Annotated in this window: 14 protein-coding genes and 1 riboswitch; of the genes, 10 read left to right on the top strand and 4 right to left on the bottom strand. The window is 71.5% G+C overall.

What is annotated here, in order from left to right; translation table 11 throughout:
* The first annotated feature begins 2 nt into the window (after positions 1-2).
* The 3 genes from ACIBEI_RS38640 to ACIBEI_RS38630 all read left to right on the top strand — a co-directional run bounded on the left by ACIBEI_RS38640 (position 3) and on the right by ACIBEI_RS38630 (position 4,209).
* Positions 3-1,073 carry an ABC transporter ATP-binding protein gene (locus ACIBEI_RS38640; RefSeq protein ID WP_398895213.1) on the top strand — a complete coding sequence of 357 codons (1,071 nt, stop codon included), beginning with the start codon at positions 3-5 and terminating at the stop codon, positions 1,071-1,073.
* A gap of 35 nt (positions 1,074-1,108) precedes the next feature.
* A complete protein-coding gene (locus tag ACIBEI_RS38635) occupies positions 1,109-2,641 on the top strand; it encodes an HAD-IA family hydrolase (RefSeq protein ID WP_398895212.1) in 1,533 nt (510 codons plus the stop codon).
* 242 nt (positions 2,642-2,883) lie between these two features.
* Positions 2,884-4,209: an MFS transporter gene (locus ACIBEI_RS38630; protein ID WP_398895211.1), complete on the top strand. Its 1,326-nt coding sequence runs from the start codon at positions 2,884-2,886 to the stop codon at positions 4,207-4,209.
* Here the strand turns inward: ACIBEI_RS38630 and ACIBEI_RS38625 are convergent.
* Complete coding sequence (locus ACIBEI_RS38625; RefSeq protein ID WP_398895209.1) at positions 4,178-4,720, bottom strand: Repetin; 543 nt, start codon at positions 4,718-4,720, stop codon at positions 4,178-4,180. The genes ACIBEI_RS38630 and ACIBEI_RS38625 overlap by 32 nt on opposite strands.
* 360 nt (positions 4,721-5,080) lie before the next feature.
* Between ACIBEI_RS38625 and ACIBEI_RS38620 the strand changes: the two genes are divergently transcribed.
* Together ACIBEI_RS38620 and ACIBEI_RS38615 are read left to right on the top strand one after the other, a co-directional pair.
* Positions 5,081-5,869, top strand: a complete 789-nt coding sequence (locus ACIBEI_RS38620) for a carbon-nitrogen hydrolase family protein (protein WP_361909549.1) — start codon at positions 5,081-5,083, stop codon at positions 5,867-5,869.
* Between the two features lie 70 nt (positions 5,870-5,939).
* Entirely contained in the window at positions 5,940-7,631 is a 1,692-nt protein-coding gene (locus tag ACIBEI_RS38615; protein WP_398895207.1) for a flavin monoamine oxidase family protein, read from the top strand.
* An 81-nt stretch (positions 7,632-7,712) separates the two neighbouring features.
* Here ACIBEI_RS38615 and ACIBEI_RS38610 read toward each other — a convergent pair whose 3' ends face one another.
* Complete coding sequence (locus tag ACIBEI_RS38610) at positions 7,713-8,411, bottom strand: DUF5995 family protein (protein WP_398895205.1); 699 nt, start codon at positions 8,409-8,411, stop codon at positions 7,713-7,715.
* A gap of 173 nt (positions 8,412-8,584) precedes the next feature.
* Between ACIBEI_RS38610 and ACIBEI_RS38605 the strand changes: the two genes are divergently transcribed.
* On the top strand, positions 8,585-9,706 hold the full coding sequence (locus ACIBEI_RS38605) for a glycoside hydrolase family 6 protein (RefSeq protein WP_398895254.1): 1,122 nt from the start codon (positions 8,585-8,587) through the stop codon (positions 9,704-9,706).
* On the opposite strand, the gene ACIBEI_RS38600 is transcribed toward ACIBEI_RS38605, so the two are convergent.
* Both ACIBEI_RS38600 and ACIBEI_RS38595 read right to left on the bottom strand, forming a co-directional pair.
* Entirely contained in the window at positions 9,688-11,106 is a 1,419-nt protein-coding gene (locus ACIBEI_RS38600) for a uracil-xanthine permease family protein (RefSeq protein ID WP_398895204.1), read from the bottom strand. The genes ACIBEI_RS38605 and ACIBEI_RS38600 overlap by 19 nt on opposite strands.
* Positions 11,107-11,218: 112 nt before the next feature.
* Positions 11,219-12,433 (bottom strand): MFS transporter, encoded by a 1,215-nt coding sequence (locus ACIBEI_RS38595; RefSeq protein ID WP_398895202.1) that lies wholly within the window; start codon positions 12,431-12,433, stop codon positions 11,219-11,221.
* 122 nt (positions 12,434-12,555) lie between these two features.
* On the opposite strand from ACIBEI_RS38595, the gene ACIBEI_RS38590 reads away from it, so the two are divergent.
* The 4 genes from ACIBEI_RS38590 to ACIBEI_RS38575 all read left to right on the top strand — a co-directional run bounded on the left by ACIBEI_RS38590 (position 12,556) and on the right by ACIBEI_RS38575 (position 16,938).
* Positions 12,556-13,755: an ROK family transcriptional regulator gene (locus ACIBEI_RS38590; protein WP_398895201.1), complete on the top strand. Its 1,200-nt coding sequence runs from the start codon at positions 12,556-12,558 to the stop codon at positions 13,753-13,755.
* 335 nt (positions 13,756-14,090) lie between these two features.
* Positions 14,091-14,221: riboswitch (FMN riboswitch) on the top strand.
* Positions 14,222-14,372: 151 nt separating this feature from the next.
* Positions 14,373-15,008: a riboflavin synthase gene (locus tag ACIBEI_RS38585; RefSeq protein ID WP_398895200.1), complete on the top strand. Its 636-nt coding sequence runs from the start codon at positions 14,373-14,375 to the stop codon at positions 15,006-15,008.
* Positions 15,005-15,649, top strand: a complete 645-nt coding sequence (locus tag ACIBEI_RS38580) for a nicotinamide mononucleotide transporter family protein (protein ID WP_189839840.1) — start codon at positions 15,005-15,007, stop codon at positions 15,647-15,649. Before ACIBEI_RS38585 ends, ACIBEI_RS38580 begins: the two co-directional genes overlap by 4 nt.
* Entirely contained in the window at positions 15,646-16,938 is a 1,293-nt protein-coding gene (locus tag ACIBEI_RS38575) for a bifunctional 3,4-dihydroxy-2-butanone-4-phosphate synthase/GTP cyclohydrolase II (RefSeq protein ID WP_398895199.1), read from the top strand. Before ACIBEI_RS38580 ends, ACIBEI_RS38575 begins: the two co-directional genes overlap by 4 nt.
* Positions 16,939-16,944 lie beyond the last annotated feature (6 nt).

Here is a 16,944-nt window from a genome sequence, read left to right as displayed (position 1 = left end):
CCATGACCGCAACCACGCTTGAGAAGGCGGCCACGACGGCCGCGACCGTCGAATTCCGGGGCCTGCGCCGGGAGTTCGGCAAGACCGTCGCCCTCGACGGGCTCGACCTGACGGCACGGCCCGGCGAACTCCTCGCCCTGCTCGGCCCGTCCGGCTGCGGCAAGACCACCGCCCTGCGGATGCTCGCCGGGTTCGAACACCCCGACTCCGGTGAGGTGTTGGTCGACGGCGAGGACGTCACGCGCGTTCCGGCCCACCGTCGCGACGCCGGGATGGTCTTCCAGTCGTACAGCCTCTTCCCGCACCTCAGCGCGCTGGACAACGTCGCCTTCGGGCTGCGGATGCGCAAGGTGCGTACGACCGAACGGCAGGCGCGCGCCGCCGAGTTGCTCGAACTCGTCGGCCTCGGTGACAAGGGCGGGAGCTTCCCGCACCAGCTCTCCGGGGGTCAGCAGCAGCGCGTCGCGCTCGCCCGCGCGCTCGCGCTTCGGCCTCGCGTCCTGCTCCTCGACGAACCGCTCTCGGCGCTCGACGCCAAGGTGCGGCTGACGCTGCGCGAGGAGATCCGCCGGCTCCAGCAGGAACTCGGCATCACCACACTGTTCGTGACACACGATCAGGAGGAAGCTCTGTCGATGGCGGACCGGGTCGCCGTGATGCGGGCCGGGCGGCTCGAACAGTGCGCGGCTCCGGCCGAGTTGTACGGGCGGCCCGCGACCGCGTTCGTCGCCGAGTTCGTCGGCACGATGAGCCGCATACCGGGGCAGGTGGCCGACGGGACGGTCGAGGTGCTCGGGCAGCGGCTGCCGGTCGACGGTGAGGCGCCCGCCTCACCGGAGGTGGACGTGCTCGTACGGCCCGAGGCGCTGCGGGTGACGGCCGAGGACACCTCGGACGCCCGGGTCGTCGCCTCCGCCTTCCTCGGCGCGGCCACCCGCGTCACCGTCCGGCTCGCCGACGGCACCGAGGTGAAGGCCGACCTGCCGACCCACGAGGCCGCCGCGCTGGGCGCGGGCACCACCGTGACCGTGAGCCTGCCGGAGCGTCCCGTCCTGGTCGCCGACCGCCTGTGAGAGAGAGCCGCGTGACCCCCCACACCAATCCTGCTTTGCCCACCCCCCACCTTCCCCAACAGCCGCTCCAGGCCGTCCTGTTCGACATGGACGGGACCCTCGTGGACACCGAGCGGCTGTGGTGGGAGTCGGTCGAGCACGTCGCGGCGGGGCTCGGCCGGTCGCTCACGGAGGCCGACGAGGAGGACGTGCTCGGGCGGCCCGTCGAGCACACCGCCGAGATGCTGAGCCGGGCCACGGGCGCCCCGTTCGCCGAGGTCGCAACCGATCTGCACCGGGAGTTCGCCGACCGGGTGCGCTCCGGAGTCGTGGCCAGGCCCGGCGCGCTCCGGCTCCTCGACGCGCTGGCCGCGGACGGCGTGCCCACCGCTCTGGTGACCGCGTCGCCGCGCGCCATCGCGGATCTCGTCGTCGAGGGCCTGGGCGCGGGCCGCTTCGCGGTCACCGTCACCGCCGACGACACCCCGCGCACCAAGCCCGCCCCCGACCCGTATCTCGCCGCCTGCCGCGCCCTCGGCGTCGAACCCGCCTCCTGCGTGGCCGTCGAGGACACCCGGACCGGCGTCTCCTCGGCGGAGGCGGCGGGCTGCGCGGTGCTCGCGGTTCCGTCGCTCGCGCCGATCGCCGCCGCGCCAGGCCGCACGGTCCGGGAGAGCCTGGAGGACGTGACCCCGGCCGGACTGCGCGACATGATCACCACCCGGGACCTGGCAGACCCGCCTGACCTGCGTGAACTTCGTGTGATGAGCTGGAACCTCTGGTACGGCGGCACCAAGGTCCGCCATCACCGCGAGAAGCAGCTCAAGATCATCCTGGAGTCCGGAGTCGACGTGGTCGGCCTCCAGGAGACGTACGGCACCGCCGCCCGGGAACTCGCCGACGCGCTGGGCTGGGAGTACCACCAGGCGGGCGAGAACCTCGGCGTCATCAGCCGGTATCCGATCACGGGCAGGCTGGGCGCCGCGGACCCCGGCTTCTACGGGGGGACCGGCGTACGCGTCACGCTCGGCGCGGACCAGGACGTCGTGCTGTGGAGCGCCCACCTCGACTACACGCCGTACGGCCCCTACGAGGCCTCCTTCGACGGGGTTGCCGGGCCCGAACTCGCGGCCCACGAGTCCGTACGGCTGGGGCAGATGCGGGAGATCCTGACCGCGATGGCCCCGGACCTGGCGGCCCGCGACACCACTCCGGTCCTCCTGGTCGGCGACTTCAACGCGCCCTCCCACCTGGACCGCGACGACTCCGAGTGGCCCGTGACCAGGGCCGCGGAGGAGGCCGGCCTGCGCGACTCCTACCGGGAGGCGCACCCCGACCCCGTCCGGAGCCCCGGCCACACCTGGTCGCCGGTCCACACGGAGCACGAGGACGGCAGCGGGCGCTCGGAGCCGCAGGACCGGATCGACTACGTGCTGTACTCGGGCGCCGGTCTCCGGGTCCTCGACTCCCGGACCCTCGTCACCGGCACGCCCCGCACCTGGCCCGACGTCGAGGACAACGACTGGCCGTCGGACCACGCGGCGGTGATCACCACGTTCGCGCTGGGCCGTGAAAGGGGCCCCGTCTGAGCGACCCGCGCCCCTTCAAGGGGCGCGGGGCTGTATCGATATGCGGCTCCGCCGCGGGGCGCGCCCAGCCCCCACCGGGCCCGCGGAATTAATCACCGCGCCCCCAGCGGAGCGCCTAGCATTGCTGTCATGACCTGGCGACATTGATCCACCAGCCGTGCCTTCCGAGGGGCCCGAGGACCGCCTCGGCCGCCGTATCTCCGGCGTCCGAACTGTCCCTGCGGTCCCTGCGGGAAGGCCTCATGACTCTCTCACCTGCACGTGCGCCCGGCACCGGCCCTGGCTCCGGCCCCGCCGTCCGGCGGCTGACGGCCACGCTGTACGGCTACGCGTTCCTCGACGACTTCGTCCTGCTCTACCCGGTGTACGCCCTGCTGTTCAGCGACACGGGGCTCACCGTCTGGCAGATCTCCTCGCTGTTCTGCCTGTGGGCGCTGACCGGCGTCCTGCTGGAGATCCCCTCCGGCGCCTGGGCCGACGCCGTATCGCGGCGCCTGCTGCTGTGGTTCGGACCGCTGCTCACGGCCGCCGGATTCACCCTGTGGGTATTCGCCCCGTCGTACTGGGCCTTCGCCCTCGGCTTCGTTCTCTGGGGTGCCAAGGGAGCGCTTGGCTCCGGTGCGCTGGAGGCGCTGGTCTACGAGGAGCTGGACCGCCTCGGCGCGGCCGGCCGGTACGGGGCCGTCATGGGCCGGGCCCGCGCGGCCGGGCTCGTGGCCGTGATGGCGGCGATGCCGCTGACCGGGCCGGTGTACGCGTTCGGCGGCTACCGGGCCGTCGGGCTCGCCAGTGGGCTGGCCTGCCTCCTGACGGCAGCCACCGCGACACGGTTCCCGGAGCACCGGGAACCGGCCGACGGACCTGATGAGGGACTGGGCGAGGGACCTGGAGACGCCTCCGGTGACGGCTGGACGCGGACGCTGCGGGCCGGGCTCGCCGAGGCCCGTGGTGACCGGTCTGTCCGTGGTGCCCTGCTGCTCGTCCCGGCGGTCACCGCCGTGTGGGGCGCCCTCGACGAGTACACCCCGCTGCTCGTCCGCGACACGGGCGTCGCGGAGAGCGCCGTCCCGAACTGGCTGTTGCTGATCTGGGCGGGGGCGACGGTCGGCGGCCTGCTCGCCGGTGCCGGCCGACGACTGGGCACGGGCGGGTTCGCCGTGCTGCTCGCGGTCTCCGCGGTGGCCCTGGCCGCGGGGGCGTGGGTGCGGACCCCGGCCGGCATCGGGCTTGTGGCGCTCTCCTTCTGCGGGTTCCAGCTGGCGAGCGTGCTGGCCGACGCCCGGCTCCAGAACCGGATCGGCGGAACCGGCCGGGCCACCTTGACCTCTGTGGCCGGGGTGGGCACCGACCTGACCACCATCGCCGTGTACGGCGCCTACGGGGTGATCGGGTCGGCGACCACGCACGGCGCCGCCTTCGCCCTGTTCGCGGTGCCCTACCTGGTGACGGCCGCGCTGCTGGCTGCTGTCGGAAAGGGGCCCGCCGGGAAGAGGGCAGCCGGGAAGAGGGCAGCCGGGAAGGGGGCCGCCCGCGCTGCTAGAACTTCGGGTTCCAAGGCACGACCGTGAAGTCGCCCGTGCCCTTCTTGACCTTCTCGAAGGGCGCGGAGCCGACGCACTTGGGCAGGTCCTTCGTCTCGACGGGGTTTCCGGTGGAGGCCCAGCTGTACCCGAGCCGGTCCTGCCGTCCGGTGTCGTGGACGGTGATACCGACCCGCTTGCCCTTGGCGCCCGGCAGGTCCGAATCGGTGACGACCCCGGAGACGACGGCCACCTTGCCGCCGGTGACGAGGCAGTCCACCTCGGCCTTCGCCCAGGCGCCGTCGCCGCCGGCGTAGTGGCTCCACTCGAAGGTGCCGGTGGCCCTCAGCGGATCGTCCGTGTCCTTCGCCGCCAGATGCGCGTCGAAGGAGAACGTGATGTCGTCCCCGGCCGACCGGTACAGCTTCGCCCTGCCGGTGAGCGCGGCGGCCTCGCGCTGCCGCTCACCGGCCGCGGAGGCGACGGCCCCGGTTGCCCCGGCGGTCACGAGCAGAGCGGCACCGAGCCCGAGCACGGCGGTCTTCGTACGGCGGTTCATGTCGGCCCTTTCGTGGTTCGTTCGGTGGTTCGACGGTGGGTGCTGGACAGCACTCACTGTCCCGGCGCCGACACCGCGCCACATCGCGCCGCAGGCTGCACCACGCCTCCGCCGCCCGGCGGGGGAGTACACCCCTGACCCGCGCCCCTGGGAGGACCGGCCCTCATGCCAGGGGCGCAGGCCAGGAGAGGGCATGGCAGGAGAGCGCACGCCGGCGCGCAACGAATCGCCGCCGTACCGCAGACGGACGCAACGATTCGTTCACCGGCGCGCAACGGCTCCTCCTTGTCCGCCCGAGCCCGCCGCCCGTACCGTCTACGTGGCCCCCACAACCACCCTTCCGTCCGGTGAGGAACACGCATGCGCACCGCCCTGCTCCAGAGCTCCGGCCGTCCCGGCTCGGTCGTCGAGAACCTCAAGGTCCTCGACGAGGCCGCGGGCCGGGCCGCCGCCGCGGGCGCCGGGCTCCTCGCCGCCCCGGAGATGTTCCTGACCGGCTACGCGATCGGCGCCGACGTGCACCGGCTCGCCGAGCCCGCCGACGGAGACTCCGCGGACGAGATCGCCGAGATCGCCTCCCGGCACGGCGTGGCCATCGCCTACGGCTACCCGGAGCGCGCGGCGGAGCTGGTCTTCAACTCGGCCCAGCTGATCTCCGCCGACGGCACGCGCCTCGCCAACTACCGCAAGACGCACCTCTTCGGCTGTTTCGAGCAGGAGTGGTTCACCCCGGGCGACGAGCCGGTCGTCCAGGCCGAGTTGGACGGCCTCCGCGTCGGCCTGATGATCTGCTACGACGTGGAGTTCCCGGAGAACGTCCGCGCGCACGCCCTCGCCGGCACCGACTTCCTCGTGGTGCCCACGGCCCAGATGCACCCGTTCCAGTTCGTCGCCGAGTCCGTCGTACCGGTGCGCGCCTTCGAGAACCAGATGTACGTCGCGTACGTCAACAGGGTCGGTGCGGAAGGGGAGTTCGAGTTCGTCGGGCTCTCCACACTGGCCGGCCCCGACGGAGGCGCGCGGGCCCGAGCCGGCCGCGGCGAGGAACTCGTCCTCGGTGACGTGGACCCCGCCCTCCTCGCCGCCTCGCGCGAGGCCAACCCGTATCTCAAGGACCGCCGCCCCGGCCTCTACGGGTCCCTCGTCTGACACCCCCGGACGGCTGAACCCCCAGCCACACCCGCCTCACCCCAGCTTTCCCGCAAGGAGTCCGTACCCCATGACGTCCACGGTGCCCCCCGCCGTCCCGCACACCGACGCGCAGCCGCCGATCACGATGTTCGGCCCGGACTTCCCGTACGCGTACGACGACTTCCTCGCACACCCCGCCGGCCTGGGCCAGATACCGGCGACCGAGCTCGGCACCGAGGTCGCCGTCATCGGCGGCGGCCTCTCCGGCATCGTGGCCGCGTACGAGCTGATGAAGATGGGCCTCAAGCCCGTCGTGTACGAGGCCGACAGGATCGGCGGCCGGCTGCGGACGGTGGGCTTCGACGGGTGCGACCCCTCTCTCACCGCCGAGATGGGCGCGATGCGTTTCCCGCCGTCGTCCACGGCGCTCCAGCACTACATCGACCTGGTGGGGCTGCGGACCGAGCCGTTCCCCAACCCCCTTGCCGAGGCGACCCCTTCGACCGTGGTCGACCTCAAGGGCGAGTCGCACTACGCCACGAGCGTCGACGACCTGCCGCAGGTCTACCGCGACGTGATGAACGCGTGGAACGCCTGCCTCGAAGACGGCGCCGACTTCTCCGACATGAACCAGGCCATGCGCGAGCGTGACGTGCCGCGCATCCGCGAGATCTGGGCGAAGCTCGTCGAGAAGCTCGACAACCAGACCTTCTACGGCTTCCTCTGCGAGTCGGAGGCCTTCAAGTCCTTCCGGCACCGCGAGATCTTCGGCCAGGTCGGCTTCGGCACCGGCGGCTGGGACACCGACTTCCCGAACTCCATCCTGGAGATCCTGCGCGTCGTCTACACCGAGGCCGACGACCACCACCGCGGCATCGTCGGCGGCAGCCAGCAACTCCCGCTGCGCCTGTGGGAGCGCGAGCCGCAGAAGATCGTGCACTGGGCGTACGGGACCTCGCTCGCCACCCTGCACGACGGGACGCCGCGCCCCGCCGTGACCCGCCTGAACCGCACGGCCGGCAACGGGATCACGGTCACCGACGCCTCCGGCGACATCCGTACGTACCGGGCGGCGATCTTCACCGCCCAGTCCTGGATGCTGCTGTCCAAGGTCGCCTGCGACGACGCGCTCTTCCCGATCGACCACTGGACGGCGATCGAGCGCACGCACTACATGGAGTCGAGCAAGCTCTTCGTGCCTGTCGACCGGCCGTTCTGGCTGGACAAGGACGAGGAGACCGGGCGGGACGTCATGTCGATGACGCTTACCGACCGGATGACGCGCGGCACCTACCTCCTCGACGACGGCCCCGACAAGCCCGCAGTCATCTGCCTCTCCTACACCTGGTGCGACGACAGCCTGAAGTGGCTGCCGCTGTCCGCGAACGAGCGGATGGAGGTCATGCTGAAGTCGCTCGGCGAGATCTACCCGAAGGTCGACATCAGGAAGCACATCATCGGCAACCCGGTGACCGTGTCCTGGGAGAACGAGCCCTACTTCATGGGCGCCTTCAAGGCCAACCTGCCCGGCCACTACCGCTACCAGCGGCGCCTGTTCACCCACTTCATGCAGGACCGGCTGCCCGAGGACAAGCGGGGCATCTTCCTCGCGGGCGACGACATCTCCTGGACTGCCGGCTGGGCCGAGGGCGCCGTACAGACCGCGCTCAACGCCGTGTGGGGAGTCATGCACCACTTCGGCGGCGGCACGGACCCGGCCAACCCGGGCCCGGGCGACGTATACGACGAGATCGCTCCGGTGGAACTGCCGGAGGACTGAGGACAGGACGAGTCGGACCCACCCCGCCCCGTCAGGGGCGCGGGGAACTGCGCGATCAGCCCCCACCGGCCAGCAGGTTGATCACCGTGCTTCCAACGGCGTGAGCAAACACCGGCCGACCAGGCCAACCCCCGTGTCGAGCCGCTCCACAAACTCCTCGGCCAAGTCGGGGAGTTCCCGCAGCGCCCACACCGCCCGAGCGGCGGACCACGCCGCGTCCCGCGCCCGGTCCAGGCTCCACGCACCGAGCAGATGGGTCAGCGGATCGGCGATCTGGAGGAGATCGGGGCCTGGCATCAGATCTTCGCGGATGCGCTCCTCCAACGAGACGAGGACATCACCCACGCGATCGAACTCGTCCTCCAGTTCGGCCGGTTCGCAGCCGAGCGTACGACAGGTGTCCACGACCGCGAGCGCCAGGTCGTGCCCGATGTGCGCATTGATGCCCGCAAGGGCGAACTGCAGCGGACGTACTCCGGGATGGCGCCTGAGCTGGAAGAGCGGCCGCCAGCAGGCGGGCGGACGGCGCTCGTCCGCGACCGCCTCGACGGCGTCCAGGTAGCGCTCGGCGAACCGGACGTCCAGCGTGATCGCGGCTCGGGCATCGGCGAAGTGCCCTGTCTCCAGGCGCCGGTCGACCTCTTCGGTGACGGCGAGGTAGACACGGTTGAAGACCGCGACACCGTCCCGCTCGGGCCAGGCCGCACCGAGCGCACGCATCCGGCACACCACCGCGTCGACGCTGTGTACGCGGGCTGTGAACCTTTCCAACGGCACCATGGGGGCAGGGTCCCAGGCCTAGGCTGTGCCGAGGGCCGCCGGGCCGAGCGCTTCCCCAGAACGGGGGAACACGCGGGACCCGACGGAGGGGGGAGCACCACGTGTCAGGGCAACGTGCCCATCGCCTGGCCGCACGCAGGGCCGAGCGCAGGCGCGCCGCCCGGCGGGGCGCCATGGTCGCGGTGGCGTCCGCGGTCGTCGCGGTCGGCACTGTGACGGGGATGATGTCCGCGTTCGACGACGGTCGCGGCAGCGACGAGGCGCGCCCCGACGTCACCAGCTCACCGCTCCTGCAGCCGCTGCCCGGCGTGCCCACGCCATCGCCCTCGAAGACGTCCGCCTCACCGTCTCCGTCGCCCTCCCAGTCCAAGGCGAAACCGAGCCCGAAGCCCTCGAAGAGCGCGTCGACCAAGCCGAGGACCGAGCCCGTGTCCGTGCAGCTGTACCGGCATCCCGAGTCCCAGGTACTCGACTGGGTCCGCGACCACCGCGACGACCCGCGCCGCCCGCTCATCGAGTCCCGGATAGCCGACAGGCCGGCCGCCGTCTGGTTCGCGGACTACACGCCGTCGAACATCACCGCCCGCGTCAGGGCGGTCACCTCGGCCGGCTCGGCGAAGGACAGGGTCCCGGTCGTCGTCCCGTACGCGATATCGAACCGCGACTGCGGCGGGGCCTCGCAGGGCGGTGCGCCGGACCTCGGGGCGTACGACGGGTGGATCGACAAGTTCGCGGCGGGCCTCGGTTCCGAGGAGGTCATCGTGGTCCTGGAGCCGGACGCGATCGCCCAGTCGGACTGCCTGTCCGAAGGTGACCGGGCCGCCCGTTTCGCCTCGCTGGCCCGTGCGGGACGCGTCCTCAAGGCGGCGAACCCGAAGGCGCGGGTCTACTTCGACGCGGGCCACTCCGACTGGAACACCCCGGAGAAGCAGGCCGGGCTGCTGCGCCGGGCCGGTGCCGCGTCCGCCGCCTCCTCGGACGGCATCTTCAGCAACGTCTCCAACTTCAACCGCACGGGCGACGAGATCTCGTACGTCCGCCGGACCCTCGACGCACTCGGCGGCCCCGCGAGCCTGGGCGCCGTCATCGACACCAGCCGCAACGGCAACGGCGCCCCGGCCGACGGCGAGTGGTGCGACCCCGCGGGCCGCAAGCTCGGCCAGGCGCCGACCATGAGCACAGGAGAGGCACGGATCGACGCCTACCTGTGGGTGAAGCTGCCCGGCGAGTCCGACGGCTGCAAGGGCGCGCCTGGGACGTTCACCCCGGACTACGCCTACGACTTGGCGCGCTGATCCGACCTCGGGTCCGCCCCCGTGGCCGATGAGTCGTCGTACGACGACGTGCCCTCGTCGAGCAGCGGCTCCTGCGACTTGAGGTGCGCCGGGGCCATCGCGCGCAGCGCGTGGTAGCCGATGATGACGACGAGCGTGCCGAGCGCGATGCCGCTCAGCGAGAACGTGTCGGTGAACTCAAGGGTGACGTTGCCGACGCCGATGATGATGCCCGCCGCGGCCGGCACCAGGTTCAGCGGATTGCGCAGGTCCACCCCGGCGTTGAGCCAGATCTGCGCGCCGAGCAGGCCGATCATGCCGTACAGGATGACGGTGATCCCGCCGAGCACACCGCCGGGGATGGCGGCCACGACCGCGCCGAACTTCGGGCAGAGGCCGAAGAGCAGCGCGAAGCCGGCGGCGGCCCAGTAGGCGGCCGTGGAGTAGACACGGGTCGCGGCCATCACGCCGATGTTCTCGGAGTACGTCGTGTTGGGTGGGCCGCCCACGGCGGTGGAGAGCATCGAGCCGACGCCGTCCGCGGAGATCGCTGTGCCCAGCTTGTCGTCGAGCGGGTCGCCGGTCATCTCGCCGACCGCTTTCACATGGCCCGCGTTCTCGGCGACCAGCGCGATGACGACGGGCAGCGCCACGAGGATCGCGGACCACTCGAAGGACGGGCCGTGGAAGTCCGGCAGCCCGATCCAGTCGGCCCGGCCCACGGCGGAGAGGTCGAGCCGCCAGTGATCGGTGAGTTTGCCGCTCGCGTCGACCGAGTGGATCCGCCCGAAGACGCGGTCGAAGACCCACGAGATCCCGTACCCGAAGACCAGCCCGAGGAAGATCGCGATCCGTGACCAGAAGCCCCGCAGGCACACCACGGCCAGGGCGGTGAACACCATCACGAGCAGCGCCGTCCACTGGTCCTGCGGCCAGTACGTGGAGGCGGTGACCGGCGCCAGGTTGAAGCCGATCAGCATGACGACCGCGCCCGTGACGATCGGTGGCATCGCGGCGTGGATGATCCGCGCCCCGAACCGCTGCACCGCGAGACCCACGAGGAACAGCGCGACCCCGACCACGAAGACGGCACCGGTCACGGTGGCGCTGCTGCCGCCCTGCGCGCGGATCACCGCGGCGACGCCGACGAAGGACAGCGAGCAGCCCAGATAGCTGGGCACCCGGCCACGGGTCGCGAGCAGGAAGACGACCGTCGCGACGCCCGACATCATGATCGCGAGGTTCGGGTCCAGGCCCATCAGGACGGGCGCGACGAAGGACGCCCCGAACATCGCCACCACGTGCTGGGCGCCGAGCCCGGCCGTACGCGGCCACGAGAGCCGTTCGTCGGGGCGGACGACCGCCCCCGGCGCGGGCGTGCGCCCGTCACCGTGCAGCTTCCAGCGCACGCCGAGATCCATGGTGGGGCTTCGCTTTCTCTGTACGTCGAGATCTTGACGTCGATGGGCCGACGTCAATATCCGTAAGTGAAGATCAGCGCCATGGTAGGGCGGAGCGGGAGGAGCGGCCGGTTCAGGGGCGGCGATCCGGAACCGGTGCGTCCGCGCTGCTGAGCTTCCCGCCGGCCTCGCGGCCGCTGGCACGCAGCACGTTCGCGAACGAGGCGAGGCCGAGAGTCAGTACCGTCACGAGGACGAAGGACGTCACCAGGCTCGTCGCGTCCGCCACGGCCCCGATCGCGGACGGCGCGATCAGGCCCGAGGTGTACGTGATGGTGGCGACACCCGCGATGGCCTGGGACGGGTTGGGGCCGCTGCGACCGGCCGCCGCGAAGCAGAGTGGGACGACCACGGCGATGCCGAGGCCCAGCAGGGCGAAGCCGGCCATGGCCATCGGGGCGTTCTGGGCCACCACCACGAGCAGCGCGCCGAGGGTCGCGAGGGCGCCGCTGACCCGTACCGTGCGGACCGGACCGAAGCGGTCCACCACCGAGTCGCCGGCGAACCGGGCGATCGCCATGGTGAGTGTGAAGCCCGTCGTGGACGCGGCCGCGACCCCGGCCGAGCTGTCGAGGACGTCCCGCAGATACACCGCCGACCAGTCCAGGCTCGCCCCCTCCGCGAACACCGCGCAGAAGCCGATCGCGCCGATGAGCAGCGCCGACTTCGGAGGCAGCGCGAAGCGCGGGGGCGGTTCCTCGTCCTCGGTGGGACGCAGGTCGAGCACCCACTGACAGGCGGCAATGCCGATCAGCGTGAGCGCCACGGCGGCGAGCGCGTGGTGCAGGCGCGCGTCCGAGCCCAGATGGGCCGCGACGGTGCCGGCCGCCGAGCCGACCAGGGCGCCCGCGCTCCACATCCCGTGCAGCCCGGACATGATCGACTTGTCGAGCCGGTTCTCGATCTCCACACCCAGGGCGTTCATCGCCACATCGGCCATGCCCGCCGTCGCGCCGTAGACGAAGAGGGCCATGCACAGGGTGAGCAGATTCGGCGCCAGTGCCGGGAGGGTGAGCGCGAGTGTCCACAGGGCGATCAGGCCGCGCAGGGCCGTGCGGGCGCCGAAGCGGTGGCTGACGCTGCCCGCGAGCGGCATCGCGACGGACGCGCCGATCGCCGGGAACGCGAGCGCCAGGCCGAGCTGGCCCGCGCTCACGGAGGCGTGGTCCTGGATCCAGGGGACGCGGGTCGCGAACGAACCGGTGACGGCACCGTGCACGGCGAACACCACCGCCACGGCGTACCGGGAGTGCTTCACCTCGCGCTGGTCGTAGACCACTTCACCCATTTTCCCGGCCCCTCCCTGTCCTCTCCCCACTGTGCCGCCGTAAACTATCAGGAACCCTGCCTGATAGATAGGCGGTATCGGGCCCTGCCTCCCCGGCGCCCCCGATCTGGAAGGATCCCGGCATGCCCGCATCACCGAGCACCGCCCGGGCCATCAACGACCGGCTCGCCCTGCGTCTCCTCCAGCAGGAAGGCCCTTTGACGGCAGGGCAGTTGAAGCAGCTCACCGGCCTGTCCCGTCCCTCGGTCGCCGACCTCGTGGAACGTCTCGCCGCGGCCGGACTCATAGGCGTCGTGGGGGAGTCGGGCGAACAGCGACGCGGCCCGAACGCCCGCCTGTACGGGATCGTCGCCGACCGCGCCCACCTGGCCGCACTGGACGTACGCACCGAGGGCGTCGCCGTCCTCGTGTCGGACCTGCTGGGCTCGGTGCTGGCCGAGGCGTCCGTGCCGATCGGTGACGGGACGGACACCGGGCCCGCCGTCGAGCAGGCGGTCACGCTGGTCGAACGTACGGCCAAGGAGGCGGGCGTCGAGCGGCTGCACACCATCGGTGTCGGAGCCCCCGGGCTGATCGACCCCTCCACCGGCGAACTCCGCGACTCCTCGGGCCTGCCCGAATGGCACCGCCGCCTCGCCGCGGCGTTGCAGGAGCGACTGCCGGCCCGCGTCCTCGTCGAGAACGAGACCAACCTCGCGGCGCTGGCCGAGCAGCGTGACGGGGCCGCCCAGGACCGCGACACCTTCGTCCTGCTCTGGCTCGGCCACGGCATCGGTGCGGCCGTCGTCCTGGACGGTGTCCTGCGCCGGGGTGCCTCCGGAGGTACGGGCGAGATCGGCTTCCTGCCGGTGCCGGGCACGAGCGGCCTGCCGTCCGCGACGGGCTGCGACGGCGGCTTCCACTCCCTCGCGGGCGCCGCCGCGATCACCGAACTGGCGGGGCGCTACGGGATCGTGGCGCCCGCCGCACCGCACGAGCCGTATGCGGCGGCGCTGGTGCGGGAGGCCGTGGCGCGGGTCGTGGCCGACCCCGGGGACCCCTCGGCCTCGGACTTCCTCGACGTGCTCGCCGAACGCGTCGCCCTCGGGGCCGCGTCCGTCGTCGCCGTCCTCGACCCGGGCTGCCTGGTGCTCGCGGGCGAGATCGGCGGGGCGGGCGGCGAGGTGCTGGCCGCCCGTGTCCAGGACCGGGTCGGCCGAATGTCGCCGCTGCCCACCGAGGTGCGGGCCGGCACCCTGGGCGGCGGCGCCGTGCTCCGCGGGGCGCTGCTGATGGCGCGGGACGGGGCCCAGGACGAACTGTTCGCGCCTCCGGAGAGGTGACGTCCGACACCGCGGAGGTGGCGGGCGGGAGTGGTCGATGTCCGGGAATCGGAGACCCGGCGGCGGGGCAAGGGCCTCCGTCACCGCCGCCGGGTCGTTCTGGGGGGCGGGCCGGCGAACGCGGAGCCCGTAGAGGCGTCGGTGAACGCAGACCCTAAAGAGGACTAGACCAAAGCGTCAATAGGTATGGACCAATCATAAGCCGCTGTGTCTGAAAGGTAGTTGGTCCGCCACGAGTGTCCAGTGAAGTCCATCGGCACACCCTGTGAGGCAGCCCACAGCATTCGCCCGCATGGGCGTCGATCAGGCGTGGCACACTGAGTCTGTACCAGAAGCAGCGCACTCCGGGGTCGGTGAAAGTCCGAACCGGCGGTTACAGTCCGCGACCCGGTCGCTTCCAGCGGCCGGTTGACCAGGTGAAATTCCTGGACCGACGGTTAAAGTCCGGATGGGAGGCAGTGCGCGGCGGGCGGGCATTCGTGCGCGCCGCCGTCTGTTTCGACATGTCCCACGGGCATGTCCTACGCGGCGTCGCCCCCGGTGTCCTCGCTCGCTCATATCTGTCGTCATCGACAGGCCCCGGAGTCCGTGCCCGAAATGGCAGGAGGACCCGGGAAGTGTTCACCGGAATCGTCGAAGAGCTGGGTGAGATCACCGCCGTCGAGAACCTCGGCGACGCCTCCCGTTTCCGGCTCCGTGGCCCCGTAGTCACCGAAGGTGCGCGCCACGGAGACTCCATCGCCGTCAACGGCGTCTGTCTGACGGTCGTCGAGCACGAGGGCGACGAGTTCACCGCCGACGTGATGGCGGAGACCCTGGACCGCTCCAGCCTCGGTGTCCTCGCCGTCGGCTCCCGCGTCAACCTCGAACGCCCCATGGCCGTGGGTGAGCGCCTCGGCGGGCACATCGTGCAGGGCCATGTGGACGGCACCGGCGAGGTCATCGAGCGCAAGCCGTCCGAGAACTGGGAGATCGTGAAGATCTCCCTCCCCGAGGACCTCACGCGCTATGTCGTCGAGAAGGGCTCCATCACCGTCGACGGCATCAGCCTGACCGTCGTCGAGGCGGGCCCCGACTTCTTCACCGTCAGCCTCATCCCGACCACCCTCGACCTGACCACGCTCGGCCTCAAGCAGCCCGGCGACCCGGTCAACCTCGAGGTCGACGTGATCGCCAAGTACGTCGAGCGACTGCTCGGCGCACGGGGAGAGCAGCCGGCCGGGCTGCCCGGCACGCAGGGAGCGACACGGTGAACTGGCTCAACTCCGAGGCATTCACGCTCTTCGGCCAGCACATCAAGTGGGCCGACATGATCGGCAACGTGATCGGGCTGATCGGCCTCGCCCTCGGCTGGCGGCGGTCCATCTGGACCTGGCCCGTCCAGTTCCTGTCCGGCGCCATCCTCCTGGCGGCCTTCGCCACCGCCCACCTCTCCGGCAGCGCCGGCAAGCAAATGGTGGTCATGGCCGTCGCCCTGTGGGGCTGGTGGCAGTGGAACCGCGGCAAGGGCGGCGCCCAGGACGGCTCCATCGCCGTCCGCTTCGCCACCTGGCGCGAGCGCGGATACCTCCTCGGTGCCGCGGCCGTCGGCACCCTCGCCGTCGGCAGCCTGTTCACCGCGTACCCGACGCTCTCCTGGGACCCCTGGCCGGACGCGTACATCTTCGTCGGCACGGTCGTCGCGATGTACGCCCAGGCGCGCGGCATGGTCGAGTTCTGGTTCGCCTGGCTGCTCGTCGACCTGGTGGGCGTGCCGCTGAACTTCGCCAACGGCTTCGCCTTCTCCGGCTTCGTCTACATCATCTACGGCGCGCTCGTCCTGTGGGGCATGCGCGACTGGTGGCTGCGCTCCCGCAAGGCCGGGCAGCCTTTCCTGGAAGGAGCCCCGGCATGACAACCGCGCCGGTTTGGTACAGCACGGGCCACGATCAGGACGCCTCGGACTTCGCGCTCGACCCGGTCGAGCAGGCCATCGCCGACATCGCGGCGGGCCGCCCGGTCGTGGTCGTCGACGACGAGGACCGGGAGAACGAGGGCGACCTCATCTTCGCGGCCTCCGCCGCGACCCCTGAACTGATGGCCTTCATGGTCCGCTACACCTCGGGCGTGGTCTGTGTTCCGATGACCGGTCCCGAGCTGGACCGGTTGAACCTGCCCCCGATGACCGCCATCAACGAGGACCGCAAGGGCACCGCCTACGCGGTGTCGGTCGACGCCAAGGAAGGGGTCGACACCGGCATCTCGGCCGCCGACCGCGCCCACACCGTACGGGTGCTGGCCGACCCGGTCACCCAGGCGACCGATCTGACCCGTCCCGGGCATGTCTTCCCGCTGCGTGCCGTCGAGGGCGGCGTTCTCGCCCGGAACGGCCACACCGAGGCCGCCGTCGACCTGGCGCGGCTCGCCGGACTCGCGCCCGCCGGTGCGATCGCGGAGATCGTGAACGACGACGGCACCATGGCCCGGCTGCCCCAGCTCGTGGTCTTCGCCCGTACACACGGTCTCTCGATCATCTCCATCGAGGACCTGATCGCCTACCGCCGCACCGCCGAGCCCACCGTCCGCCGCGAGGCCGAGACCCAACTGCCCACAGCCTTCGGCGAGTTCACGGCCTTCGGCTACCGCTCCATCGTGGACGGCGTCGAGCACGTCGCCCTCGTCCACGGAGAGATCGGCGACGGCGAGGACGTCCTCGTACGCGTCCACTCCGAATGCCTCACCGGCGACATCTTCCACTCGCTGCGCTGCGACTGCGGCCCCCAGCTCGAAGCCTCCCTGGAGCGCATCCAGGCCGAGGGCCGCGGCATCGTCGTCTACCTCCGCGGCCACGAAGGGCGCGGCATCGGGCTCCTGTCCAAGCTGCGCGCGTACGAACTGCAGGAGCAGGGGCACGACACCCTCGACGCCAACCTGGAGCTCGGCCTGCCCGCCGACGCCCGGGACTACGCGGCCGGGGCGCAGATCCTGGAGGACCTAGGCGTGCGCAGCCTGCGCCTGATGACCAACAACCCCGAGAAGACCGACGCGCTCGTCCGCCACGGCCTCAAGGTCACCCACCGCGAGCCGATGCCCGTACAGGCGGGCGAGCACAACCTCCGGTATCTGCGCACCAAGCGGGACCGGATGGGGCACGACCTGCCCTGGCTGGACACGACCACCGTGTCCGCCTGCGGCAACCAGTAACGGCAA

Origin of the sequence: Streptomyces sp. NPDC050988, assembly GCF_044456225.1 — a bacterium.
Taxonomy (GTDB): Bacteria; Actinomycetota; Actinomycetes; order Streptomycetales; family Streptomycetaceae; genus Streptomyces.
Note: the sequence above shows the minus strand (reverse complement) of the source record. Positions and strands in the feature narration are given on the sequence as shown.

Excerpts from the sequence above, each read along its gene's own strand:
- ACIBEI_RS38640 (WP_398895213.1), top strand. The coding sequence starts at position 3 with ATGACCGCAACCACGCTTGAGAAGGCGGCCACGACGGCCGCGACCGTC.
- ACIBEI_RS38630 (WP_398895211.1), top strand. The coding sequence starts at position 2,884 with ATGACTCTCTCACCTGCACGTGCGCCCGGCACCGGCCCTGGCTCCGGC.
- ACIBEI_RS38625 (WP_398895209.1), bottom strand. The coding sequence starts at position 4,720 with ATGAACCGCCGTACGAAGACCGCCGTGCTCGGGCTCGGTGCCGCTCTG.
- ACIBEI_RS38620 (WP_361909549.1), top strand. The coding sequence starts at position 5,081 with ATGCGCACCGCCCTGCTCCAGAGCTCCGGCCGTCCCGGCTCGGTCGTC.
- ACIBEI_RS38615 (WP_398895207.1), top strand. The coding sequence starts at position 5,940 with ATGACGTCCACGGTGCCCCCCGCCGTCCCGCACACCGACGCGCAGCCG.
- ACIBEI_RS38610 (WP_398895205.1), bottom strand. The coding sequence starts at position 8,411 with ATGGTGCCGTTGGAAAGGTTCACAGCCCGCGTACACAGCGTCGACGCG.
- ACIBEI_RS38605 (WP_398895254.1), top strand. The coding sequence starts at position 8,585 with ATGGTCGCGGTGGCGTCCGCGGTCGTCGCGGTCGGCACTGTGACGGGG.
- ACIBEI_RS38600 (WP_398895204.1), bottom strand. The coding sequence starts at position 11,106 with ATGGATCTCGGCGTGCGCTGGAAGCTGCACGGTGACGGGCGCACGCCC.
- ACIBEI_RS38595 (WP_398895202.1), bottom strand. The coding sequence starts at position 12,433 with ATGGGTGAAGTGGTCTACGACCAGCGCGAGGTGAAGCACTCCCGGTAC.
- ACIBEI_RS38590 (WP_398895201.1), top strand. The coding sequence starts at position 12,556 with ATGCCCGCATCACCGAGCACCGCCCGGGCCATCAACGACCGGCTCGCC.
- ACIBEI_RS38575 (WP_398895199.1), top strand. The coding sequence starts at position 15,646 with ATGACAACCGCGCCGGTTTGGTACAGCACGGGCCACGATCAGGACGCC.